The sequence below is a fragment of the Pseudomonas sp. B26(2017) genome, from assembly GCF_002113045.1.
GTDB lineage: Bacteria > Pseudomonadota > Gammaproteobacteria > Pseudomonadales > Pseudomonadaceae > Aquipseudomonas.
The window spans coordinates 57,070-80,959 of the sequence record NZ_NEJJ01000025.1; the positions used below are offsets into that span (position 1 = coordinate 57,070).

22 protein-coding genes and 1 pseudogene are annotated in these 23,890 nt (G+C 60.4%); 5 read left to right on the plus strand and 18 right to left on the minus strand.

The window, feature by feature from the left end:
• Positions 1-94: 94 nt before the first annotated feature.
• From hflC to CAF79_RS28280, 9 genes are all read right to left on the minus strand, one after another.
• Positions 95-964 carry a protease modulator HflC gene (gene hflC / locus CAF79_RS28240; protein WP_085701310.1) on the minus strand — a complete coding sequence of 290 codons (870 nt, stop codon included), beginning with the start codon at positions 962-964 and terminating at the stop codon, positions 95-97.
• Positions 964-2,133, minus strand: coding sequence for an FtsH protease activity modulator HflK (gene hflK / locus CAF79_RS28245; protein ID WP_085685164.1), 1,170 nt, complete (start codon positions 2,131-2,133; stop codon positions 964-966). Before hflK ends, hflC begins: the two co-directional genes overlap by 1 nt.
• 96 nt (positions 2,134-2,229) lie before the next feature.
• Entirely contained in the window at positions 2,230-3,531 is a 1,302-nt protein-coding gene (gene hflX, locus CAF79_RS28250) for a ribosome rescue GTPase HflX (RefSeq protein WP_085701311.1), read from the minus strand.
• 12 nt (positions 3,532-3,543) lie between these two features.
• Positions 3,544-3,804, minus strand: a complete 261-nt coding sequence (gene hfq, locus CAF79_RS28255; RefSeq protein ID WP_007902656.1) for an RNA chaperone Hfq — start codon at positions 3,802-3,804, stop codon at positions 3,544-3,546.
• A 93-nt stretch (positions 3,805-3,897) separates the two neighbouring features.
• Entirely contained in the window at positions 3,898-4,869 is a 972-nt protein-coding gene (miaA, locus tag CAF79_RS28260) for a tRNA (adenosine(37)-N6)-dimethylallyltransferase MiaA (protein ID WP_085701312.1), read from the minus strand.
• Positions 4,869-6,776, minus strand: coding sequence for a DNA mismatch repair endonuclease MutL (gene mutL / locus CAF79_RS28265; protein WP_085701313.1), 1,908 nt, complete (start codon positions 6,774-6,776; stop codon positions 4,869-4,871). Before mutL ends, miaA begins: the two co-directional genes overlap by 1 nt.
• Entirely contained in the window at positions 6,773-8,158 is a 1,386-nt protein-coding gene (locus tag CAF79_RS28270) for an N-acetylmuramoyl-L-alanine amidase (RefSeq protein WP_371917950.1), read from the minus strand. Before CAF79_RS28270 ends, mutL begins: the two co-directional genes overlap by 4 nt.
• Positions 8,159-8,209: 51 nt before the next feature.
• A complete protein-coding gene (gene tsaE / locus CAF79_RS28275; RefSeq protein ID WP_085701315.1) occupies positions 8,210-8,680 on the minus strand; it encodes a tRNA (adenosine(37)-N6)-threonylcarbamoyltransferase complex ATPase subunit type 1 TsaE in 471 nt (156 codons plus the stop codon).
• A complete protein-coding gene (locus CAF79_RS28280) occupies positions 8,668-10,167 on the minus strand; it encodes an NAD(P)H-hydrate dehydratase (protein WP_085701316.1) in 1,500 nt (499 codons plus the stop codon). Before CAF79_RS28280 ends, tsaE begins: the two co-directional genes overlap by 13 nt.
• A gap of 63 nt (positions 10,168-10,230) precedes the next feature.
• On the opposite strand from CAF79_RS28280, the gene queG reads away from it, so the two are divergent.
• Positions 10,231-11,310 carry a tRNA epoxyqueuosine(34) reductase QueG gene (gene queG, locus CAF79_RS28285; protein ID WP_085701317.1) on the plus strand — a complete coding sequence of 360 codons (1,080 nt, stop codon included), beginning with the start codon at positions 10,231-10,233 and terminating at the stop codon, positions 11,308-11,310.
• On the opposite strand, the gene CAF79_RS28290 is transcribed toward queG, so the two are convergent.
• Together CAF79_RS28290 and orn are read right to left on the minus strand one after the other, a co-directional pair.
• Positions 11,292-11,903 carry a trimeric intracellular cation channel family protein gene (locus CAF79_RS28290; RefSeq protein WP_039766632.1) on the minus strand — a complete coding sequence of 204 codons (612 nt, stop codon included), beginning with the start codon at positions 11,901-11,903 and terminating at the stop codon, positions 11,292-11,294. The two genes, queG and CAF79_RS28290, sit on opposite strands and share 19 nt — an antisense overlap.
• An 83-nt stretch (positions 11,904-11,986) precedes the next feature.
• Positions 11,987-12,529, minus strand: a complete 543-nt coding sequence (gene orn, locus CAF79_RS28295; protein ID WP_007950739.1) for an oligoribonuclease — start codon at positions 12,527-12,529, stop codon at positions 11,987-11,989.
• Between the two features lie 107 nt (positions 12,530-12,636).
• On the opposite strand from orn, the gene rsgA reads away from it, so the two are divergent.
• The 4 genes from rsgA to CAF79_RS28315 all read left to right on the plus strand — a co-directional run bounded on the left by rsgA (position 12,637) and on the right by CAF79_RS28315 (position 15,733).
• Positions 12,637-13,668 (plus strand): small ribosomal subunit biogenesis GTPase RsgA, encoded by a 1,032-nt coding sequence (gene rsgA, locus CAF79_RS28300; RefSeq protein WP_085701318.1) that lies wholly within the window; start codon positions 12,637-12,639, stop codon positions 13,666-13,668.
• A 210-nt stretch (positions 13,669-13,878) separates the two neighbouring features.
• On the plus strand, positions 13,879-14,286 hold the full coding sequence (locus tag CAF79_RS28305; RefSeq protein ID WP_085701319.1) for a TIR domain-containing protein: 408 nt from the start codon (positions 13,879-13,881) through the stop codon (positions 14,284-14,286).
• A gap of 2 nt (positions 14,287-14,288) precedes the next feature.
• Complete coding sequence (locus CAF79_RS28310) at positions 14,289-15,248, plus strand: caspase family protein (protein WP_085701320.1); 960 nt, start codon at positions 14,289-14,291, stop codon at positions 15,246-15,248.
• Positions 15,248-15,733, plus strand: coding sequence for a toll/interleukin-1 receptor domain-containing protein (locus CAF79_RS28315; RefSeq protein WP_085701321.1), 486 nt, complete (start codon positions 15,248-15,250; stop codon positions 15,731-15,733). The genes CAF79_RS28310 and CAF79_RS28315 overlap by 1 nt, the downstream gene beginning before the upstream one ends.
• A 59-nt stretch (positions 15,734-15,792) precedes the next feature.
• Here the strand turns inward: CAF79_RS28315 and CAF79_RS28320 are convergent, their stop codons facing one another.
• From CAF79_RS28320 to CAF79_RS29275, 7 genes and pseudogenes are all read right to left on the minus strand, one after another.
• Positions 15,793-16,734: a DUF6708 domain-containing protein gene (locus tag CAF79_RS28320; RefSeq protein WP_085701322.1), complete on the minus strand. Its 942-nt coding sequence runs from the start codon at positions 16,732-16,734 to the stop codon at positions 15,793-15,795.
• Positions 16,731-17,693 carry a hypothetical protein gene (locus CAF79_RS28325; RefSeq protein ID WP_085701323.1) on the minus strand — a complete coding sequence of 321 codons (963 nt, stop codon included), beginning with the start codon at positions 17,691-17,693 and terminating at the stop codon, positions 16,731-16,733. The genes CAF79_RS28320 and CAF79_RS28325 overlap by 4 nt, the downstream gene beginning before the upstream one ends.
• Complete coding sequence (locus CAF79_RS28330; RefSeq protein WP_085701324.1) at positions 17,690-18,634, minus strand: hypothetical protein; 945 nt, start codon at positions 18,632-18,634, stop codon at positions 17,690-17,692. The genes CAF79_RS28325 and CAF79_RS28330 overlap by 4 nt, the downstream gene beginning before the upstream one ends.
• On the minus strand, positions 18,631-19,542 hold the full coding sequence (locus CAF79_RS28335; protein ID WP_085701325.1) for a DUF6708 domain-containing protein: 912 nt from the start codon (positions 19,540-19,542) through the stop codon (positions 18,631-18,633). Before CAF79_RS28335 ends, CAF79_RS28330 begins: the two co-directional genes overlap by 4 nt.
• A complete protein-coding gene (locus CAF79_RS29045) occupies positions 19,539-22,811 on the minus strand; it encodes a toxin VasX (RefSeq protein ID WP_139832641.1) in 3,273 nt (1,090 codons plus the stop codon). Before CAF79_RS29045 ends, CAF79_RS28335 begins: the two co-directional genes overlap by 4 nt.
• Complete coding sequence (locus CAF79_RS28345; RefSeq protein ID WP_085701326.1) at positions 22,808-23,641, minus strand: DUF4123 domain-containing protein; 834 nt, start codon at positions 23,639-23,641, stop codon at positions 22,808-22,810. The genes CAF79_RS29045 and CAF79_RS28345 overlap by 4 nt, the downstream gene beginning before the upstream one ends.
• Positions 23,638-23,890, minus strand: a pseudogene (locus CAF79_RS29275) (type VI secretion system tip protein VgrG); the annotation flags it as partial. The gene CAF79_RS28345 and the pseudogene CAF79_RS29275, both read right to left, overlap by 4 nt.

Below are 23,890 nucleotides of genomic sequence, written 5' to 3' on the forward strand. Positions count from 1 at the left end.
TTTCCCGGCTGCCGCATCATACACACGTTTTCCCAAAGGATCACCCCGCCCGAGGTTTTAGCCGCCGGGCGGAGTAATTCAGGTCAACGTCGTATCAAGGCTTGGCCTTCTCCAGATACTTGAAGAAGTCGCTGCTTGGGTCGAGGACCATGACGTCGGATTTGTTCGCGAAGCTTTCACGGTAGGCACGCAGGCTACGGTAGAACGCGTAGAAATCCTGATCCTGACCGTAGGCCTTGGAGTAGATCGCAGCGGCCTGGGCGTCGCCGTCACCGCGAATCTCTTCGGATTCACGATAGGCTTCAGCCAGCAACACGCGGCGTTGACGATCGGCGTCGGCACGGATGCCCTCGGCCAGCTCGTTACCTTTGGCGCGGTGCTCGCGAGCTTCACGCTCACGCTCGGTGCTCATACGTTCGAACACGCTGCGGTTCACTTCTTTCGGCAGATCGATGGCCTTGACCCGGACATCGACGACTTCGATACCCAGCTCTTTTTCCGCCATCTTGTTCAGCGACGCCGTGATGTCAGCCATCAGCGCATCGCGCTCACCCGACACCACTTCGTGCAGGGTGCGCTTACCGAACTGGTCACGCAGGCCCGATTCCAGACGACGGGAAAGACGCTCGTCGGCAATCTGCTTGAGGCCGGACGTTGCGGTGTAGAAGCGCTCGGCATCTTTCACGCGCCACTTGGCGTAGGCATCGACCATCACGGCTTTCTTTTCCAGCGTCAGGAAGCGCTGCGTCGGCGCATCCAGCGTCATCAGACGTGCGTCGAATTTACGCACCTGGTTAACGTATGGAACCTTCACATGCAGACCCGGCTGGACGTCAGCCTGAACCACGCGACCGAATTGCAGCAACACCGCGCGCTCGGTCTGAGCGACGATGTAGAAGCAGTTCCAGCCAATCAGTACCACGACAACGCCAACGATCAGGGCGATCAGCGATTTATTGCTCATCAGCGGGTCTCCCTTGTACGCGACTGCGGCAGGTCAGTGACATGCGGCGTGACGTCCGTGTTGTTGCTGGCGGCAGCCGAACCGGTGACCGGCGCATTGCTGCCCGAACTGTTCTGAATCATCTTGTCCAGCGGCAGGTAAAGCAGATTGCTCTGGCCATTCTTGTTGCCGGTCACGAGTACCTTGCTGGTGCTGCTGAAGACTTCCTGCATGGTGTCCAGGTACAGACGCTGGCGAGTAACCTCGGGCGCCTTGCGATACTCGGCAACCAGCTTGGTGAAGCGATCCGCCTCACCCTTGGCGCGCGAGACCGTTTCGTCACGGTAACCGTTGGCATCTTCGAGGATGCGCTGGGCCTGACCACGAGCTTCCGGCACCACGCCGTTGGCGTAGGTTTCAGCCTGGTTGCGCGAACGCTGTTCGTCTTCACGGGCGCGGATCACGTCATCGAAGGCTTCCTGCACTTCACGCGGTGCCGCTGCGCTCTGTACGTTGACCTGGGTGACCGTGATACCGGTGCGATAGGTATCGAGGAAACGTTGCAGACGCTCCTTGATCTCGCTGGCCATCAACTCACGACCTTCGGTCAGCACCTGATCCATCGCGGTGGAACCCACCACATGGCGCAGCGCACTGTCGGTCGCATGTTGCAGGCTGATTTCCGGCTGGTCGACGTTCAGCACGAAGTCCTGCAGGTTGCTGATCTTGTACTGCACGGTCAGCGGCACTTCGACGATGTTCTCGTCTTCGGTCAGCATCTGGCCCTGCTTGGTGTAGGCACGCTCACGCGTGACGTTCTCCATGTACTTCTTGTCGATCGGCGGGAAATAGATGTTCAGGCCGGGACCGACAGTCTCGTAGTACTTGCCGAAGCGCAGCACCACGGCTTGCTCCTGCTCGTCCACGACGTACACCGCGCTGTACAGCCAGACCGCCGCCAGCACGACGAGGCCGATGCCGAGCAGGCCGCCGAAGCCGCCGCTCTTGCCCGAGCCGCCACCGTCATCACCGCGTTTTTTTCCACCACCGAACAACCCGTTCAGGCTTTCCTGCAGCTTTCGGAAGGCCTCGTCGAGATCCGGCGGCCCCTTGCGGTCGCCGTTGTTGCGACGCTTGCCACCCCAAGGATCCTGATTGTTCGAGTTGCCACCCGGCTCATTCCAAGCCATAGCGCTCTCCATCTGATAAAGCAAAGACGCACCCACGGCGCGCCGACCAATGCTACAGAATGCCTGCCGTTGCGGCACAACCGCTTTGCCAGGCTTTTATTGCAAAGTGTGTTGCTCGATGAACTCCGTCGGCACAACGCCTTCACGACTGACCAGTCGATTGAGCTCCGAGCGTGGCAATCGAACGGCCAGCAAGCTGACCCCTTCTTCGTCGTGTTCTTCTTTCTGCACCGCACCCAGTTCGAAGAACTGGGCACGCAGACGCGCGAACCGCTGAGGCAGGCGCAGGGTTCCCACGAACAGGTCACTGCCCAACAACTCGGCAATCGCCTGCTCGAGCAATTCCAGACCGGTGCCATCACGCGCCGACAGCCAGACCCGCTGAGGCTTGCCGTTTTCATCGCGCTGGATTTGTGGCTCAACGCCTTCAAGCAAATCGAGTTTGTTATAGACCTCGAGGATCGGCAAGTCCTGGGCACCGATCTCGCCCAGCACCACCATCACCTGCTCGATCTGCAACATGCGATCCGGTTCGGCCGCATCGATCACGTGCAACAGCAGGTCGGAATTGCTCGACTCTTCGAGCGTAGACCGAAATGCCTCGACCAGTTTGTGCGGCAAGTGGCGGATGAAACCCACGGTGTCGGCCAGAACAATCGGCCCCAGGTCATCCAGATCCAGACGGCGCAGGGTCGGGTCGAGCGTGGCGAACAGCTGGTCAGCCGCGTACACCTCGGACTTCGTCACGTTATTGAACAGTGTGGATTTACCGGCGTTGGTGTATCCCACCAGAGACACGGTTGGGATATCCGCACGCGAGCGGCCGCGACGCGACTGTTCGCGCTGGCTGCGCACTTTTTCCAGCCGCCCCTTGATCTGGCGCAGGCGAACCCGCAGCAGTCGCCGGTCGGTTTCGAGCTGGGTTTCACCCGGACCGCGCAGGCCGATACCGCCACCCTGACGCTCAAGGTGAGTCCAGCCGCGAACCAGCCGGGTGCTCATGTGGTCAAGCTGGGCCAGTTCTACCTGGAGCTTGCCCTCATGGGTACGGGCGCGTTGGGCGAAAATATCGAGAATCAGACCGGTACGGTCAATCACGCGACACTCGAAGACACGTTCGAGGTTACGTTCCTGACTGGGCGTAAGGGTGTGATTGAAGATGACCAGATCGGCTTCTTTGGCGTGAACCAGGTCGCGCAGTTCCTCGACCTTGCCGCTGCCAATCAGGTATTTGGCGGTTGGCCGATGACGCGGCACGTTAAAAAACGCAACGGTCTCGGCGCCAGCCGAATTTGCCAGTTCCTGAAACTCCTGCGGATCTTCGCGCGCCTCAGGGTCCTGTCCATCCAAGTGAACGAGGATGACTCGTTCACCACCACCGTGGCGCTCAAAGAACAAAGGAGACTCCTATCAGGCGTTACCTGGCTCAGCGTCACCTGCTTCGGATTCGGTTGCGCTTGGCAGACGAATTGGACGAACCGGCACGACTGTAGAGATAGCGTGTTTGTAAACCATCTGGCTGACGGTGTTCTTCAGCAGGATAACGAACTGGTCGAACGACTCGATCGTGCCTTGCAGTTTGATCCCGTTTACCAGGTAGATGGAAACCCCCACTTTCTCTTTACGTAAAGTATTCAAGTAAGGGTCTTGTAGCGAATGCCCTTTTGACATGTGCCGCACTCCTTTAAGGATTCAATATAAAAAATAGGTAAACAGATGGCTTTTGCCGCCACACCCCCAAGGATAGACGGCAATTGCAAGGACTCAGCTCAATATGGAGATCGTCCCAAGGTATTTCAAGGCGCGTGGCAGATTGTCGCAATCCAGACTGTCGAGCCAGTGCAAATCCTTCCAGCTGCGCAGCCAGGTGAACTGGCGTTTGGCCAATTGGCGCGTGGCGATGATGCCCCGTTCCTGCATCTCGGCCGACGTCAGCTTGCCATCCAGGTAGTCCCAGACCTGGCGGTAGCCTACCGCACGTATAGACGGCAACCCGGCATGCAGGTCACTTCTATTACGCAGGGCTACGACCTCGTCGATGAATCCCTGTTCCAGCATATTTGTGAATCTTTGTTTAATGCGCTCGTGCAGTATCTGACGATTAGTTGGAGCAATCGCCAGATTCGCGACAGTATAGGGCAATTGTTGCAATCCCGATGCGACCGCTTCGGTACTTTGTACAGATTGTTTCAGCCGCAGTTCAGTCATGCTCTGACCACTGACCCGGTAAACTTCCAGCGCACGACTCAGTCGTTGTGGATCGTTCGGATGGATACGTGCCGCAGACTCTGGATCGATGACCGCCAACTGATCGTGCAGGGCCTGCCAGCCAAGGCGTGCAGCCTCTTCTTCGATCTGCGCGCGAACTTCGGGATCGGCCGCCGGCATGTCCGCCAGACCTTCGATCAAAGCCTTGTAATAGAGCATCGTGCCGCCCACCAGCAGCGGAATTTTTCCGCGTGCGGTGATCTCGGCCATGGCCTCCAGCGCATCGCGACGGAAATCTGCGGCCGAATAGGCTTCGGCCGGGTCGAGAATGTCGATCAGCCGGTGGGGAAACTCGGCCAGCAATTCTTTGGACGGCTTGGCAGTGCCGATGTCCATGCCGCGATAGACCAGCGCCGAATCGACACTGATCAGCTCGCACGGGAGCACCTTGGTCAGCTCGATGGCCAGATCTGTCTTGCCCGCAGCGGTCGGGCCCATCAGGAAAATCGCTGGAGGAAGCTGGCTCATCAACGACCGCGCAGGAACAGTTTGTCCAGATCGTCCAGGCCCAGTTGGGTCCAGGTCGGTCGGCCATGGTTGCATTGACCGCTGCGCTCGGTGTTTTCCATGTCACGCAGCAGGCCGTTCATTTCCGGCAGGGCCAGGCGCCGGTTGGCGCGAATCGCGCCGTGGCAGGCCATGGTGCCCAGCAGTTCATTCAGATGCGCCTGGATCCGGTCGCTGGTGCCGTATTCCATCAAGTCCGACAGCACATCGCCCACCAGTCGGTTGGCTTCGGCCTGCTTGAGCAGGGCCGGGATCTGCCGGATGGCCAGGGTTTCCGGGCCAAGGCGCTGCAATTCAAAACCGAGGCGCTGGAACCATGCCGCATGCTCTTCGGCGCAATCGGCCTCGCGCTGACTGACCGCCAGCGATTCCGGCACCAGCAGCGGCTGACCGCTCAGGCCTTCGCTAGCCATGGCAATCTTCAGGCGCTCATACATGATCCGCTCGTGAGCAGCGTGCATGTCCACCAAAACCAGGCCCTGAGCATTCTCGGACAGAATGTAGATGCCCTTGAGCTGGGCCAGCGCGTAGCCCAGCGGCGGAATGTCTTCCTGACCGGCCGGCAGCGCGTTGGCATTCGCCTCGGGCAGCGGCGCAAAAAACTCGCGATACGCAGCCTGGGCTTCAGCTACCGGCACGGTCGATTGCGGGCGCGGCGTGTATTGATACTGATAAGCGCCGCCCGTGCTGGCACCCGAAGCGGTGTTGAACGCTGGTTGCGCCTGCGGCTGCTCCAGCAACGCGTTGGCAGCCAGACGCATTTCGCCCTGCGGCCCGAATTCCCCGGCTTCAAGGCCGGTTGGCCGGACGATCGCAGTCGTGACCGACCCGGCCAACTGATCTTCCGGTCGCACATCGCCGAGAGCACGGTGCAAGGTGCCATACAAGAAGTCATGCACCATGCGCCCGTCGCGGAAGCGCACTTCGTGTTTGGTCGGGTGCACGTTGACGTCGACCGCTGCCGGATCGACCTCGAAAAACAGCGCGAACGTCGGATGCCGGCCGTTGAACAGCACATCGCGATAAGCCTGACGCACCGCGTGTGCCACCAGTTTGTCGCGTACCGCACGGCCGTTGACGAAGAAATACTGCAAGTCCGCCTGGCTGCGGTTGAAGGTTGGCAGACCGACCCAACCCCACAAATGCAGACCATTGCGCTCGATCTCGATCGGCAACGCCTGCTCCAGGAAGCCCGAACCGCAGATCGCCGCCACACGCCGGGCGCGGGCCGCATCATCGTGGGCTTCGTGCAGGCTGAGGATCGTCTTGCCGTTGTGACGCAAATGGAACGCCACGTCGAAACGCGCCAGCGCCAGACGCTTGATCACTTCCTGCAGGTGATCGAATTCGGTTTTTTCGGTTTTGAGGAATTTGCGCCGCGCCGGGGTGTTGAAGAACAGGTCACGGACTTCCACCGAGGTGCCGACCGGGTGGGCCGCAGGCTGCACGCGAGGCGCCATGTCACGGCCTTCGGTCTCGACCTGCCAGGCCTGATCGGCATCACGGGTGCGCGAGGTCAGCGTCAGACGCGCCACGGAACTGATCGACGCCAACGCCTCGCCCCGGAAGCCCAGGCTCATCACCTGTTCAAGGTCTTCCAGATTGCGGATCTTGCTGGTGGCGTGACGGGCCAGAGCCAGCGGCAGGTCATCGGCGGAAATGCCGCTGCCGTCGTCGCGCACTCGCAGCAGTTTGACACCACCCTGTTCGACATCGACGTCGATGCGCCTGGCGCCGGAATCGAGGCTGTTTTCCAGCAACTCCTTGATCACCGAGGCCGGACGCTCGACCACTTCACCGGCGGCGATCTGGTTCGCCAGCCGCGGGCTGAGCAGTTCGATGCGGGCAGCGTTCAGGACCTGATTCATTCTTTGGACGCCAGTTCGGTGCCGGGAATGGTCAGGTGCTGACCGACTTTCAGATCATCGCTTTTCAGATTGTTGGCACTGCGCAGCGTGGCAGGCGAAATCTGGTAACGCACGGCAATCATCGCCACGGTTTCACCCGGGCCTACCCGGTGATCACGCGGTCCCTGAGCGATCTTGCCCGAATCACGCAGCCAGGCGATGTAACTGCCCGGTGGCGGATTCTGCTGGAAGAACTGGCGTACGCCACTGCTGATCGAGCGCGCCAGCGCCTGCTGGTGGCTCGCTGCCGAGAGCTTGTTCGCTTCGTTGGCGTTGGAGATGAAGCCGGTTTCCACCAGGATCGACGGGATGTCCGGAGATTTCAGCACCATGAACCCGGCCTGCTCCACACGCTGTTTGTGCAGCGGGGTGACCCGGCCAATGTTGGTCAGGACTTTCTGGCCGACATTGAGACTGGAGGTCAGCGAGGCGGTCATCGACAGGTCGAGCAGAACGCCGGCCAGCATCCGGTCCTTGTCATCAAGGCTGACGTTGCCGGCACCGCCGATCAGGTCGGAACGGTTCTCACTGTCGGCCAGCCAACGGGCGGTTTCCGAGGTGGCACCGCGGTCGGACAGGGCGAACACCGACGCCCCGAACGCGGCCGCAGACGGCGCAGCGTCGGCGTGGATCGAGACGAACAGGTCAGCACCTTTCTTGCGGGCGATTTCAGTACGGCCGCGCAGCGGGATGAAATAGTCGCCGGTACGGGTCAGTTCGGCACGGAAGCCTTTCATGCCGTTGACCTGACGCTGCAGCTCGCGGGCGATCTGCAGTACCACGTCCTTTTCGCGCTGACCGCGAGAACCCGATGCACCCGGGTCTTCACCACCGTGTCCGGCATCGATGACCACGATGATGTCGCGCTTGCCGGCCGGGGCGGGTGGCAGTTTGATCGCCGGCTCGGCCGGGGTGACGGGCACCGCCGGAACGGTCGCAACCGTTGGAGTAGACGAAGGCGCAGGCGGCGGGGCGGCGTCAGCCGGATTGTCGAACAGGTCGACCACCAGACGGTTGCCGTACTGCGCATTCGGCGCCAGCGAGAAGCTTTTCGGGGTGACGGCCTTCTTCAGGTCGATGACCACCCGCAGGTCGGTCGGCGTGCGTTGGGCCGAACGTATGGCGGTGATCGGTGTATTGGCGGTCTGCACATTCAACGGCGCGCCGAGGGTGGCGCCGTTGATGTCGATCACCAGGCGATCCGGCGCGGTCAGCGTGAAGACGCCGTGCTGCACCGGGCCTGTCAGGTCGAAGACCAGTCGCGTGTTGTCCGGCGCCCGCCACAGGCGCACGCTGTTGACCTTCGTGTCGGCCACAGCGTTGACGGTTACTGCCATCAACATCAGTCCAGCGGCAGCCACCAACGCGCGAAAGCGCATACCTAACCCCATCATTCAATTGGTTTCCAATGCCAAAGCGGCACACCAGGCCTCGCCGCGCGAGCCCTGGGACAAAATGGTCAGCGAACGTCCGCTGTCTTGCGGGCTAATGGTAATGGTCAGGTCAGGCTTTGGCAAAAAGCCTGCACCTTTATCGGGCCATTCGATCAGGCACAGGGCATCGTCTTCGAAATAGTCGCGGATCCCGAGAAACTCCAGCTCTTCCGGATCGACCAGGCGATACAGATCAAAGTGGAAGGCCCGGATGTCACCGATCTCGTAGGGCTCGACCAAGGTGAAGGTCGGACTTTTCACCGCCCCGATGTGCCCCAGACCGCGAATGATGCCCCGCGACAACGTGGTTTTGCCCATCCCGAGGTTGCCTTCGAGAAAGATCAGGCCATGGCCCTGGGTGATACGGGCGATGCGTGCGCCAAAGTCGCTCATGGCCTGTTCATCGGCCAGGTACAGGGTTACTTCAGACACGGTGCATGCTCCTCCAACAACTGACGAATGACTGGAATCAGATCACTGGCCGCCAGCCCACGGCCGAATTTACCTTGTTGCAGACCGGCGTTGGCGTGCAGCCAGACCGCCAGGCACGCGGCATCGAAACCGTCCATGCCCTGAGCCAGCAGCGCGCCGGTCAGACCGGCCAGCACATCGCCGAGTCCCGCGGAGGCCATGGCCGGATGGCCTTGATGACACAGCGCCAGACGACCATCGGGATGAGCAATCAGACTGCCCGCGCCCTTGAGCACCACCACCGCTGTATATTTTTTGCTCAACGCCAGCGCCGCCGCCGGACGATCGGCCTGCACCTCGGCGGTGCTGATCCCCAGCAGCCGCGCGGCCTCCCCCGGATGCGGCGTGATCACGCAATCCCTGGGCAGACTGACAAAACCGGAAGCCAGCAGGTTCAACGCATCGGCATCCCACACCTGCGGCAACGGCGCATTGGCGGCAGCTGACAACAGCGCCCTGCCCCAACCGGCCTGACCCAGCCCCGGCCCGACCACCAGCACGGACACTTTTTCCAGCAGCCCCATCAATTGATTGGCTGAAGAAGCGCCCAGTGCCATGGCTTCCGGTATCCGGCTCAGCGCCGCCGGGACATGTTCCGGGCGCGTCGCGACCGAGACCATCCCGGCACCACTGCGCAACGCGCTTTCGGTACTCAGCAGGATTGCCCCGCCAAACCCGTGATCACCGCCGATCAGCAGCACATGACCAAATCGTCCCTTGTGCGCGGCCGGCGAACGGGCAGCCAGACGCGGAAGGTTCGCCACGTTGAGCCGGCGAGCGGCGACAGGCAAGTCACTGAATTGTTCGGCAGGCGCCTGCAGGTCGTTAAACAGCAGTACGCCGACATGATCCGCCGCCGCACCCGTGAACAGCCCGAGCTTCAGGCCGATGAACGTCACGGTGAGGTCAGCGTGTACCGCATCACCCAGCGCATGACCGGTGTCGGCGCACAACCCGGAAGGGATATCGACCGCCACCACAGGCAGTCCACTGGCATTGATCGCCGCAATCGCAGCGGCGTAGGGCTCACGCACATCGCCGCTCAGGCCGGTGCCGAGCAACGCGTCAACGACGATACCGCGCAACTCGCAGGACAGATCCCATGGGGCAATCGAGACACCATCGGCCACGGCTTCGGCGTGCGCCACGGCGGCATCGCCCTTCAAGCGTTGCGGCTCGCCGACAGCCAGCACCTGAACCTGCCAACCCGCCCGATGGGCCAGCGCTGCCACCAGATAACCATCGCCGGCGTTGTTGCCGTGCCCGGCCAGCACCGTCATTTGATTCGCGGCCGGCCATTGGCGTACCAGCGCGCGCCACGTGGCATGGGCGGCACGCTGCATCAATTCGAAGCCAGGCGTGCCGGCGGCGATCAGTCGTGCATCGAGTTCACGCACCTGCGCGGCACGGTACAGCGCGTCGGGTAATTGATCTTTAGTGTTCGGCATGCGTCTTCGGGCTCCGATGTCTGGCAGAATTATACGCACCTCAGCTCCGGTTTCTCTCGCCTCATGTCCGCCATCACCACAGATCTGCCTGCCCTCGCCCAATCCATCAAGGACTGGGGCCGCGAGCTGGGCTTCCAGCAAGTCGGCATCAGCGGTCTGGATCTGGCCGAGCATGAACAGCACCTGCAACGCTGGCTCGAGGCCGGCTACCACGGCGAAATGGATTACATGGGCGCCCACGGCAGCAAACGCTCGCACCCCGAAGAGTTGGTGCCGGGCACCTTGCGCGTGGTGTCGCTGCGCATGGACTACTTGCCGGGCGACACACAAATGGCGCAATTGCTGGCCAAACCGGAAAAGGCCTACATCTCGCGTTATGCCTTGGGCCGCGATTATCACAAGTTGATCCGTAAACGCGTTCAACAACTGGCGGACAGGATTCAATCCGAGATCGGGCCGTTCGGTTTTCGCGCCTTCGTCGACAGCGCACCGGTGCTGGAGAAGGCCATCGCCGAACAGGCCGGGTTGGGCTGGATCGGCAAAAACACCCTGGTGCTGAACCGCAAGGCTGGCAGTTACTTTTTTCTCAGCGAACTGTTCGTCGACCTGCCGCTGCCAGTGGATGAACCCCACAGCACCGAACATTGCGGACGCTGCACCGCGTGCCTCGACATCTGCCCGACCAATGCCTTCGTCGGCCCCTATGTGCTGGACGCGCGACGCTGCATTTCCTACCTGACCATCGAGCTGAAGAACGCCATCCCCGAAGATCTGCGACCGCTGATCGGCAACCGCGTGTTCGGCTGCGACGACTGCCAGATCTGCTGCCCGTGGAACCGCTTCGCCCGCCCGTCCGGCGAAATCGACTTCAAGCCACGACACAATCTGGACAACGCCGAGCTGGCCGAGCTGTTCTTGTGGGATGAAGACAAATTCCTCAGCAGCACCGAAGGTTCGCCGCTGCGCCGGGCGGGATACGAGCGCTGGCTACGCAATCTGGCGGTGGGGTTGGGAAATGCGCCATCGAGCATCCCAGTGCTGGAAGCACTCAAGGCACGACGCGATTACCCCTCAGAGCTGGTACGCGAACATGTGGAATGGGCGCTGAAACAGCACGCCGACCGTCAAGGCGCGTCGTTATAGACGAACTTCGGCATTTCCCAGTGGAAACGAATCGCCAACAGCCGCAGTAGAAAACCACCAAACAACGTGATCAGAATCGCCTGTTCACTCGGCACGTTGAGAAACAGACAGAGCATGTAGCACCACGCCGCGGCGAACGAGACGCTGGCGTAGAGTTCGCGGCGGAAGATCAGCGGGATGTCGTTGCAAAAGATGTCGCGCAGGATGCCGCCGAATACCCCGGTGATCACGCCGCTGACCGAGGCCACCAGCATGCCATGGCCCATTTCCAGGGCGGTCATGCAGCCGATCAGAGTGAATGCCACCAGACCGACCGCGTCGAGCACCAGAAACAGCGAGCGCAGGTGACGCATCCAGCGTGCGGTGAACACGGTGATCATCGCCGCAATCGTTGTCAGCACCAGGTATTCCGGATGCTTCACCCAAGTCAGCGGGTAATGCCCGAGCAGCACGTCACGCACCGAACCGCCGCCCAAAGCCGTGACGCAGGCGATCAGCACCACGCCGAACCAGTCCATGCCGCGACGTCCCGCAGACAGGGCGCCAGTCATGGCTTCGGCAGTAATGGCGACGAGATAGAGCATCAGCAACATGGTGGCGATCCTGTCAGGAAGGCGCGCAGTCTACTCACTTCGCCGAGGCACCAAAAGAGGGCGCCCCGGCGCGGGTGCCGATCTCAGAACTTGATGAAATGCTTGCGGTAGTGCTGCAGCTCGGCGATGGATTCGCGGATGTCATCCAGCGCCAGGTGAGTGCTGCCTTTCTTGAAGCTGTCTCGCACGTCCGGCGCCCAGCGTGCGGCCAGTTCCTTGAGCGTCGAGACGTCGAGGTTGCGGTAGTGGAAGTAACTTTCCAACGACTTCATGTGGGTATAAAGGAAGCGGCGATCCTGGCAGATGCTGTTGCCACAGATCGGCGACTTGCCCTTCGGCACCCACTTTTCGAGGAAGGCGATGGTTTCGGCTTCCGCCTCGGCCATGCTTACGCGGCTGTCGCGCACGCGTTGGGTCAGGCCGGAGTTGCCGTGCGTGCGGGTGTTCCACTCGTCCATGCGGGCGAGGACTTCGTCGCTGTGGTGGATGGCGATCACCGGACCTTCGGCCAAGGTGTTCAGGTCACTGTCGGTGACGATGGTGGCCATTTCGATGATGACGTCGTTTTCCGGATCCAGACCGGTCATTTCCAGGTCGATCCAGATCAGATTCTGCGGGTTTTGCATATTTCGGCTCCTGAGCAATGCTGCGCAGTTTAGCCTAGGCAGCCTGCCGGGCGTGCTAAACTCGCGGCCGTTTTACCTAATCGCTGCATTCTTCAGACGGAACACCCATGGCCAAACGCCAACTCAATCGTCGTCAAAACTGGCGCATCGAAAAGATTCAGGGCGAGCGCGCCGCCCGCGCCGCCAAACGCGAGTCCTCGGCAGTCGAGGCGCTCGAAGGCGGCGATCTGGGCCCGGAGCAACACGGCCTGGTGATCGCCCACTTCGGTGTGCAGGTCGAGGTCGAGGCCGTTGACGGCGAACTGGCCGGCCAAGTCTTCCGCTGCCACTTGCGCGCCAACCTGCCGGCGCTGGTGACAGGCGACCAGGTGGTCTGGCGCGCCGGCAACCAGGGCATCGGCGTGATCGTCGCGCAACTGCCGCGCACCACCGAGCTGTGCCGTCCGGACAGCCGTGGCCAGCTCAAACCGGTGGCCGCCAACGTCGACATGATCGTCATCGTCTTTGCCCCGATGCCCGAGCCCCATGCCAACCTGATCGACCGCTATCTGGTCGCGGCCGAGCACGCCGGCATCCGCCCGTTGCTGCTGCTGAACAAATTCGACCTGATCGACGAACAGAACGCCCCTGCGCTGAATGCTCTGCTGGCCGTCTACCGCACGCTGGGTTACCCGGTGCTGGAAGTCTCGGCGCACCATGGCAACGGCATGGAGCAATTGCAGAAACAACTCGACGGGCGCATCAGCGTGTTCGTCGGCCAGTCGGGTGTGGGCAAGTCGTCGCTGGTCAACAGCCTGTTGCCGAACGTCGAAACCCGTGTCGGCCCATTGTCCGAGTGGTCCGGTCAGGGTCAGCACACGACGACCACCGCGCGGCTGTTCCACTTCCCTGGCGGCGGTGAACTGATCGACTCCCCGGGCATCCGTGAATTCGGCCTCGGCCACGTCAGCCGCGCCGACGTTGAAGCCGGCTTCATCGAGTTCAACGACCTGCTCGGCACCTGCCGCTTCCGCGACTGCAAGCACGATCGCGAACCAGGCTGCGCCTTGCTCAAGGCCCTTGAAGACGGACGCATCCAGCAGCAGCGGATGAACAGCTACCGCTCGATCATCGCCAGCTTGCCGGAAAACGGTTACTGAACATCCGCGACGGCAGCACCTCGCCCGAGGGCTGCCGTGTGTCGGACCGCGTCTGACAAACCCGGTAATCTGTTAAACGTCTGACCTTTCTGACAGCTCCGCCCACACCTGCTTGCAGGACATTTCTATTTCACCGCTCAGGCCTTGTTGGCACACGCCAGATGCCTACATTGGGTTCCTCCTTCGCACTGTCGCGACCTCCGAGGCCCCATGCAAACCTACCATTTGTTCATCAGCCACTCCTGGAACTACTCCGGCTCCCACGACAATCTGATCCGCCTGCTCAGCGATCACCCGACGTTCACCTTCAAAAATTTCTCGGTGCCGCCGCACAATCCGATCATCGACGCCCGCACTGACAAGGAGCTGGAAGAGACCATCGAAAACAAGATCCGCCCATGCTCGGCAGTGCTGGTCATGGCCGGTATGTACTCGGCCTACAGCAAATGGATTCAGAAGGAAATCGAGATTGCCAAACGTCTAGGCAAGGTGATCATCGCGATTCGTCCCCATGGCGCCGAACGCACCGCAAAAGTGGTCAGCGACGCCGCGCATGTCGAATGTGCGTGGAATACCAACAGCATCGTCAGCGCCATACGCCTTCATACGGCGGTGTAATCATGCGCAAGGGACTGTTTATCGGCATTAACCACTACACCCACGTTTCGCCGCTCAGCGGCTGCAACAATGATGCAATGGCCATGGCCTCGGTGCTGGAGCGCCATGCCAGCGGACGGCCCAACTTCAGCAGCAAGGTGCTGACTTCGGCGGAGGAAGACCTCTCGCTCACGGCCATGAGGCAGCACATCCAAAGCCTGTTCTCGGGCGACTGCGATGTTGCGCTTCTGTATTTCGCCGGCCATGGCCAGTTCGATACCAGCATCGATGAAGGGTTGCTGATCCCCCAGGACTATCAGCCCGGCGGCGACGGCATTCGCATCAGCGACATTCTGCAGTGGGCCGACAACGCCCAGCAGATCAAGAACAAAATCATCATCCTTGATTGCTGCCAGGCTGGCGCCGCCGGTGCCGTGCGCAACTTGCGCGGCGGCAGCAGCCTGATCGGCGAAGGCGTGACCATTCTCACCGCCTGCAAAAAAGAACAGTCCGCCCTGGAAAGCCGTGGCCATGGCGTGTTCACGGACCTGCTGCTTCAAGCCCTGCATGGCGGTGCCGCCAACGTGCTGGGCAAGGTCACTCCCGGCAGCGTTTACTCGTTCGTCGACAATGCCCTGGGGGCCTGGGAGCAGCGGCCGGTGTTCAAGACCAATGTGTCGCAGTTCGTACCACTGCGCGAAGTCGCCCCGCTGATCGCCGAAGAAACCCTGCGCAAGCTCAAGGACTGGTTTCCGGAACCGAGTTTTGTCTTCCGGCTAGACCCCAGTTTCGAACCCACCGCCGCCTCGTTCGATCCCGATCACGGTGACATCTTCAAACAGTTGCAAATGTGCAACCGCCACAGCCTGATCGAGCCGGTGGACGCCGAACACATGTATTACGCCGCCATGCACTCTACCGGGTGTCGCCTGACAGCTCTGGGTGCCTATTACCGCGAACTCGCCCTCAAAGGACATTTCTGATGCCCGTATTCATCAGCTACCGCCACATGGACCGCGCCCACGCCCTCGCGATCGATGCCCGCCTGAAGCAGGCCAATATCAAAACCTATCTGGACGTGCTGGATCCCGAATCCCAGACCACCGACGACATCACCGGAGTCATCACCCGCAACATCACTGAATGCACCCACCTGCTGGCGGTGGTCTCGGAGTCAACCGCGTTGTCCTGGTGGGTGCCGTTCGAGATCGGCGAAGCGACGATCAGCAACCGACGGATCTGTTCCTTCAGAACGGGCGCCGCCCAACTGCCGCTGTACCTGGACAAGTGGCCGAAGCTGAGCACGGCCAACGACCTGAACTTCTTCATCGACGCCTACCGTGAAGAAGTGACGAACAAACGCTCGATGACGCTGGATTCAAGTAACGAATCCTTCAGCGGCACCTACAGACGCAACGCGGAAATCTTCCATGAACAACTGAAAAACCGGATTCGGCGGGGGTTCTGACAGACGCAAAAAAGCCGCGATTATCGCGGCTTTTTTGCATTCAGAGTGCAGGGCCGGCCTCAAACCCGCTCGCTTTTGGCCGGTGCAGCGAGTTCAGCCTCGCGCTGGGCGATGGCGACCTCTAGTTCAGGAGAGCGTTTGGCCCATTGTTCGGGAGGGAGGGGTTTTGACCATTCGATGATGTCGGGATGGGGCAAGTCGGGGGGCGGATATAGCTTTTTTCTTTGCAGATAAGTCGCGAGAGGTGCATTGAAAATGAATACGCCGAATACGCCTTCCCATAACAACGTCAAGAACCAGCCACGTTCTTTGGCTTTATCTTTCATGTAATCGACGTAGTAACGCAGGTTGGCGCCTGAATTGAGCGCTGCGGCATCCGGCGATGCTTCTGGCCCGATCTCCATGTAACTGCGCATGCATTCCCACAACGCCATCGCTGTCGTGCCACCGCCGCAGTTGAAGCCCAGCGAAAAATGTTTGTTGTCTTGGGTGGCATTCGGGTCGGGATTTTCGAAACCGATGACCAGTAAACCCATGGTGTTTTTACCGGCCTGGCTGACCGACGACTGCTGGGTGGCGGCCGCTGTCACGCTTTCCCAAGGGACGATCCAGTATTCGCCGTTGTCACGGGGGACGCAGACTTCCCGGCGTTGGCGGTTGAAGCGCACGGGTAAAGGGACTTCGCGGAAGAGGCCCTGGATCAGAAGGAGTGCCGGGATACCGGTGATTACCCCTCCGCCAATCAACGCAAAAACACTCAAATCGGGTGCAATGTTCCTGAACCCATAGGCCATCGCCAAAAACAGCATCACTCCAGGCCAAAGCACCATAACTGCCGAGCCAATGCTGTAGTTACCGATATCGAGAAATACCTCGTTTTTGCGCCAGATGATGTTGAGCACATCAGAGGGTTTTCTACCAGTGGGAATGGGCAGCGGCGCCAAATAATCATTGCGGGAAAAAATCCCTTTCTTCGTAGTGCCTGCCGGTGGCGTGCTCATTCCTGCGCCTCAACTCGTCCGGCCAACTCGGCTTCGCGTTTGGCAATGGCGACTTCCAACTCAGGGGAGCGTTTGGCCCATTGTTCGGGAGGGAGGGGTTTTGACCATTCGATGATGTCGGGATGGGATAAGTCGGGGGGCGGAGATAACTTCCACTCTTGCAACATCATTGCCAGCGGAGCGCCCAGAAAAATGGCCCCGATTATCAACCAGGCAGCCTTACCGACTTCCTGTGCAACCAGATGGTGTCTGATGCCGTCCAGATATTCACATGTAATGCCCCAAACAACGCTTCTACCTCGCAGTTTTGCCCGCCCGCCCTCAAAATCATTGGTCTGTGGCAAAACATGCAGCCCGATCTCCATGTAACTGCGCATGCATTCCCACAACGCCATCGCTGTCGTGCCACCGCCGCAGTTGAAGCCCAGCGAAAAATGCTTGTTGTCTTGGGTGGCATCCGGGTCGGGGTTTTCGAAACCGATGACCAGTAAACCCATGGTGGTTTTACCGGCCTGACTGACCGACGACTGCTGGGTGGCGGCCGCTGTCACGCTTTCCCAAGGGACGATCCAGTATTCGCCGTTGTCGCGGGGGACGCAGACTTCCCGGCGTTGGCGGTTGAAGCGTATGGGTAAAGGGACTTCGCGGAAGAGGCCTTGTATTAAAAAGAAGGTTGGCACTCCAATAATGAACGTCGTCATGACTGCAAAAATATGCATCTCGTCATGATCATTGCGGAACAGATATCCCATGAAGGCGAACAACATCACCATTGGCCAAAGCACCATCACCGCCGAGCCAATGCTGTAGTTACCGATATCGAGAAATACCTCGTTTTTGCGCCAGATGATGTTGAGAACATCAGAGGGATTTCTACCGGTGGGAATGGGCAGCGGCGCCAAATAATCATTGCGGGAAAAAATCCCCTTCTTCGTAGTGCCTGCGGTTGGCTTGCTCACACCTGCGCCTCAACTCGTCCGGCCAACTCGGCTTCGCGTTTGGCAATGGCGACTTCCAGCTCCTGGGAGCGTTTGGCCCATTGTTCGGGAGGGAGGGGTTTTGACCATTCGATGATGTCGGGATGGAGTAAGTCGGGGGGCGGATTCAGTTTCCAGCGCTCCAGGACATCAATCAGCAACGTGTTGAATATGAAAATCCCGCAAAACCCTTCCCAAAGAGCAGTAATGAACCAGCCTCTCAACTTCGCAGCCTTGTTCAGATCCTCCAGATAAGTTGCCCAGATTCCCTTTGATCTGTCGAAACGAGCAGTTTGATCCTCAACAACATCTGGCCCGATCTCCATGTAACTGCGCATGCATTCCCACAACGCCATCGCTGTCGTGCCACCGCCGCAGTTGAAGCCCAGCGAAAAATGCTTGTTGTCTTGGGTGGCATCCGGGTCGGGGTTTTCGAAACCGATGACCAGTAAACCCATGGTGGTTTTACCGGCCTGACTGACCGACGACTGCTGGGTGGCGGCCGCTGTCACGCTTTCCCAAGGGACGATCCAGTATTTGCCGTTGTCGCGGGGGACGCAGACTTCCCGGCGTTGGCGGTTGAAGCGCACGGGTAAAGGGACTTCGCGGAAGAGGCCCTGGATCAGAAGGAGTGCCGGGATACCGGTGATTACCCCTCCGCCAATCAACGCAAAAACACTCAAATCGGGTGCAATGTTCCTGAACCCATAGGCCATCGCCAAAAACAGCATCACTCCAGGCCAAAGCACCATCACTGCCGAGCCAATGCTGTAGTTACCAATGTCGAGAAACACCTCGTTTTTGCGCCAGATGATGTTGAGAACATCAGAGGGATTTCTACCGGTGGGAACAGGCAACGGCGCCAAATAATCATTGCGGGAAAAAATCCCCTTCTTCGTAGTGCCTGCGGGTGGCCTGCTCACACCTGCGCCTCAACTCGTCCGGCCAGCTCGGCTTCGCGTTTGGCAATGGCGACTTCCAGCTCCTGGGAGCGTTTGGCCCATTGTTCGGGAGGGAGGGGTTTTGACCATTCGATGATGTCGGGATGGGGCAATTCCGGTGGATGGGAAAGCTTCCAGTCCTGGAGCTTTTCCGCCAGATAAGTGCCCAGAATCGTAATGCAGAATATTCCCCACAAAACGTTCAACATGTCCCCTTTGCGCAGATCAACGATGAGCGAACCGATTTGGGTTTCTTCATAAGGAGCAATACCAACCCGACTTTCAGGCACTGCCTCTGGCCCTATTTCCATGTAACTACGGGTGCACTCCCACAACGCCATCGCCGTCGTACCACCGCCGCAATTGAAGCCCAGCGAAAAATGCTGGTTGTCTTGGGTGGCATCCGGGTCGGGGTTTTCGAAACCGATGACCAGTAAACCCATCGTGGTTTTACCGGCCTGACTGACCGACGACTGCTGGGTGGCGGCCGCTGTCACGCTTTCCCAAGGGACGATCCAGTATTCGCCGTTGTCGCGGGGGACGCAGACTTCCCGGCGTTGGCGGTTGAAGCGTATGGGTAATGGGACTTCGCGGAAGAGGCCTTGGACCACAAATAAAATAGGTATTCCTACAATGATTAATCCGCCTCCCCATATCATCGGATCGGGAGTGATGTAATTCATAAGTGCGAACAGCATCACCATTGGCCAAAGCACCATCACCGCCGAGCCAATGCTGTAGTTACCGATATCGAGAAACACCTCGTTTTTGCGCCAGATGGTATTGAGCACGTCGCAAGGCTTTTCCCCTGTAGGAACAGGCAACGGCGCCAAATAATCATTGCGGGAAAAAATCCCCTTCTTCGTAGTGCCTGCGGGTGGCGTGCTCATCGCTTGTCCTTGGGTTGCAGGTAAATGGCGCCGGGGTGGTCCTCACCGAGCGGGTAGTTCGGCACACGATCAAGCTCGGGCGTCGGGTCGTTTCTCAGGGCGATGACACCTGTGGAGTTGTTCAAGGTGAACGCCAGTCCTCGTTCGCCGCCGATGAAGCTTCGAGCACCGAGTATCCCGGTCAATGGCGTGCGATAACGCAACCTGAGCGACAACGTGCCAGGTGGGGTGCGCAATACGTCTTTCACCTCTTTGAATGGGCCGCTTATACGCAAACCCCGACCTTCCTTGATCGGTATCCACTGGCAACTGCTGCCGGACAACCAGAAGGGCGTCATATCGCGCCAGGGACGGGGAGGCCTGAAATAGTCGGTCGGACTATTTTTGATCAGGTATCGGTTTTCGAGGGTATCCACCGGGTCACCGACCATGCTCAATTCCAGGTAGACACTGTGTGGCTCGGCGCCTGGCAAGTCGATGGTCAGGGAATCAATGGCGCTGACGTAAGTCAGGCCGGAACGGCCATTATCAGGTGCCTGCTTGGCGCTGCTCTGCATGGAGACCCGAGGGGTATAAAGGATGAGGTACAAACGGTCGAGTTCTTCCTGTTGGGCTTTTGGCGCGATGGGCCCCAGATCAAAAGCCCGCGCTTTAGACCAGCAGCAGTTGTTCAGGAAGTTTTGCAGCGGCGTCTTTTCGAAAATCCAGGCCGTCAGATACAGCAGGCCCAAACCGGCAATGATCCAGTTCAATGGCCCCATGTAGAGCGTGTAACGCAAGATGGCAGTTTCCGCTGTTATTGAGCCGGCCAAGGCGCGGCCGGTATAACCAACCCCTAACAGCGCTTGAGCACCGAAGGCCGTGAGCTGTCCTCCGACTACGGTCTGACGCATCTTTAACCACGGGTCAATATGCGTATTTGCTTTCTCTAATTGAACTTGCAGAGACCTGTATTCGTGCACGGCTGCTACAAATGACAACCCACCAATCACCCCACCAAACAAAGTAAGCGTCGGAACCATCGACCGCCCCTTACCAAACTCTTTAATCCCCAACCCCACCCTCACCTGACTATCCACCACCGCCACCAACGCCGCCGCCCCGTAAAGACTCGCCGAAATCGTGTCATTCACCCGGCGCCCTTCCATCCCCTCCAGCACCCCGGCCTCTTTCAAGTAGTTCTGCACATTCACCACGTTCACCAGCAGCGCCGCCATCGGCACAACGCCCCCGCTGTTGACCACCACCGGCGAATTGACGATCCGTTCCACCCGCCCGACGCCAATCGCCTTGCCTGTCTTGTTCACCCATTGGGCCAGTGCCTCGGCCCGTTGCCCCAGCAACGCCCACACCTGTCGCCCGCCCTCGAACACTTGCTGCAAACGGCTTTCACCCCCCAGCCTCGCCGCGACGAAGATGCTCATCCACGACGCACTGAAGCCGTTGTCACCCTTGAGCAGCAACAACGCCGCTCCCAGCCGGTTGACCAGCACACTCCATTGGCTGGCGGCGTCCCGGGCCATGGTCGCGATGTCATCCAGCACCACTGCGCTCAACGGCGCCAGCGCCTGATGGGTGGCGCTGATGTTGTCGGCAGATAGCGCGGCCATCAGCTCGCTGAGGCGCGAGGCATTGTTGACGGCCGCTTCGAGTGAGGGCGTCCAGGCGTTGAACAGTTGCCGGAGTGCGCCACCGTCGGCGGCGCGTACATAGTCGGCGTATTGCTCGGCGCCCTGGGCGCGGATGCACTGGGCGGTCAGGCAGCCGGTGGCCAGCTCGGTCAGCCACTGGCGCGCCGCCAGGTCGTCGAAGTCGACAAACCAGGTGCCGCTGGACGAGCGTTTGAGGTACAGCCCCCGGTCAGCGAACAACGCCGCGTGCCGCTCTTCGAGTTGTTGAAAGTGGGCGGCGGCCGTGTCGCTGAACCAGGTGTTCATCGCGTCGAGATCGATGTACTCGCCGACCTTGGCGCCGAACGGATGATTGTTCAGGTTGGCGAGTTTTTCCGCGCGATATTCGCGGACAAGGACCTCGGCCTCGCGGTACAGGTCTGCCGGAATAAACGCCCGCACCGGCGCGACAATCGCTGCGATGCGGGCATCGCGGGCGGCGGATTCTGCATGACTCGGCTGACCGCCATACTGCCGGGCCCGGGTTTCAGCCTTGAGCTCTTCCTCCAGTCGATGCTGGGCGTCGAGCATGATCCGGCCCTGCGCCGGCGTGAGGCTGATGTCTCGATCCTTGTAGCGGTAGCTGAGATTGCCGGCCAGCTCTGCACCGTCCTCAGTGATCAGGCTGCGCACAAACCCGCCGATGCTCAGGCGCAGGTTGTTTTCGCCGAGCCATTGCTCGTGGCCGGCTTCCAGCCATTCCTGTTCATGGTTGATATCGCGCAGCACGCCAGGATCGTCATCCAGACAGGCGAAGACGGCGAACAGGCCGTCGCTTTGCGCCCTGGCGTTGTCCAGCCAGTCCCGGGTGCCCTGACCGTCCCATGGCTCGGCGCTCCACTCGCCGGGCGGCTGGTCGCTGGCGTCGGGGTGTTGAGCGAGCACCTTGTTGCGCTCGCGGATACGGTGCATGGCATCGGTGTAGGCCTTGATGTTGGCTACAGTCGGATCCTTCAGCAGTGTCGCGCCGAGGGCGTCGGTGTCCTCGGCATTTTTTTGCTGATCGGCTTTCATCGACCGGGCATAGGTGTTCGGCAGAAGTTCGGCAATGACCTCATCGGCACGCTCCAGGGGCGGGCAGTGCGGGGCCTGTAATTCGTCGGCCACTGTGCGCAGCGCAATACATCGCATGTGCTGAGTGCGTTTGGCGCTGTCCTCGCTCAGTGCCTGACAGTGCTCGGCACCCAGGGGGAATTCGCTGTAAAGCATCCAGGCATCGTGAGCTTTTGGCAGCGACAGGCCGGCCAGCGTTGCGTCGGCCACAAGGGCGGGCCCTGCGTCCAGCGGCTGCGCCTGCAACAGCCCTTCGGCTGAAACGGCGTAGCGCTTGAGCGGCCCCTGATGCTGCCAGACGTACACAAACCCCGCCCGCAAGCGACGCGTTGCCATCGGGCGACTCTCGGGCGCGATACCGGGAACGCAACAGGCGTGTTCGGCCTTTTCGTGCGCCAGCGCATAGCGCACCGGTACCACAAACAGATCAGGCTGACTGGCGGGACACGGATGCACCGTGCTGTTGATATCCACATGCGGCTGGGCTTTGGCGGCCCGTTCGGCCTGCGCGGCCTGGTCGACCATGGCCAGTTTTTCGGCGCTCATAGGGTGAGGTCCTTGTCAGTCAGCAACTGATGCGTCAATGCGCTGTTGAGGTTGTCCAGGCGCTGGTGGGGCAACACACCAGGCTCGGCCAGCAACTGCCGGTAGGCGCCGTGCTCCGGGCCATCGGGAAAGTCCGCCCCCAGCACTGCGTAGAAACGCGCCCAGAGCAGCACCTCCTCCACGGCACTGAAGCCATTGCGCGCCGCACTGCCCTGACAGTCCATGGCCCATTGCTGCAAAGCCGTCGGTTCCTGCGATCCAAGGCATTTCGGGAAATACCGCAGAGCATGTTCGATCAGTTGCCCGGCGAATGTCCGGCGTTTCGCAGCGTTCAGGTCATTGAGCTGCTCTGCCGTGAACACCAGCCACGGTCTGTCCGCGTAAGGGATCGCCGGTTGCTCGGTGAGCTGCCGGATCTGCAGGCCCGGCAGCCGGATCAGGTGCGCCGGTCCCATCAACCGATCCCGCTCTGCTGCGGGCTTGTCCGCCAGCCACAACGCGGTGATGCGGGGATCGTAAAAGCGAAAGAGCACGGTCACATCACCCTCGACACGGGCGTGGATCAGGCTGCGCAAATGCTCCAGCAATGCCCCCTCATCGGCTTGCGACTCCAGCCAGAGCCCCGCCGTCGTGCTCCACTCCTGTGAAAAGACCTGCGCCAGAGGACTGTCAGGGGTCACCGCCACCAGTACGGGGCCTGTTTTATCCAGAGCGCTGTAGGCCGTGCGCTGATAAAGCGAGTGAGGCATTACGCCTCCCGTCAGCTCGAACAGGCGTTCCGGAAGGTTTTCGATCTGGATTTGATCCAGCAACAGATACGCCCGATTCATGCGCTCACCTGCGCCAGTTTTTCGCACACGGCGCAGACGGACGCAGCCTGCTCTGCTGCCTGAGCCAGGGCGGCCAATTGCGTGGTCACGGATAACGCAAGGAGCGTTTGTGAAGACTCCGGCGCCGCCAGTGCCGACTGCGCGGCGGCCCCCGCCACCGGCGCACCACCCTCGACAATCGCCACGCTGCTGAAGATCCCGCCCGAATTGATCACGATGTGATGCCCGCCCGCCGTCAGCGTCAGGCTG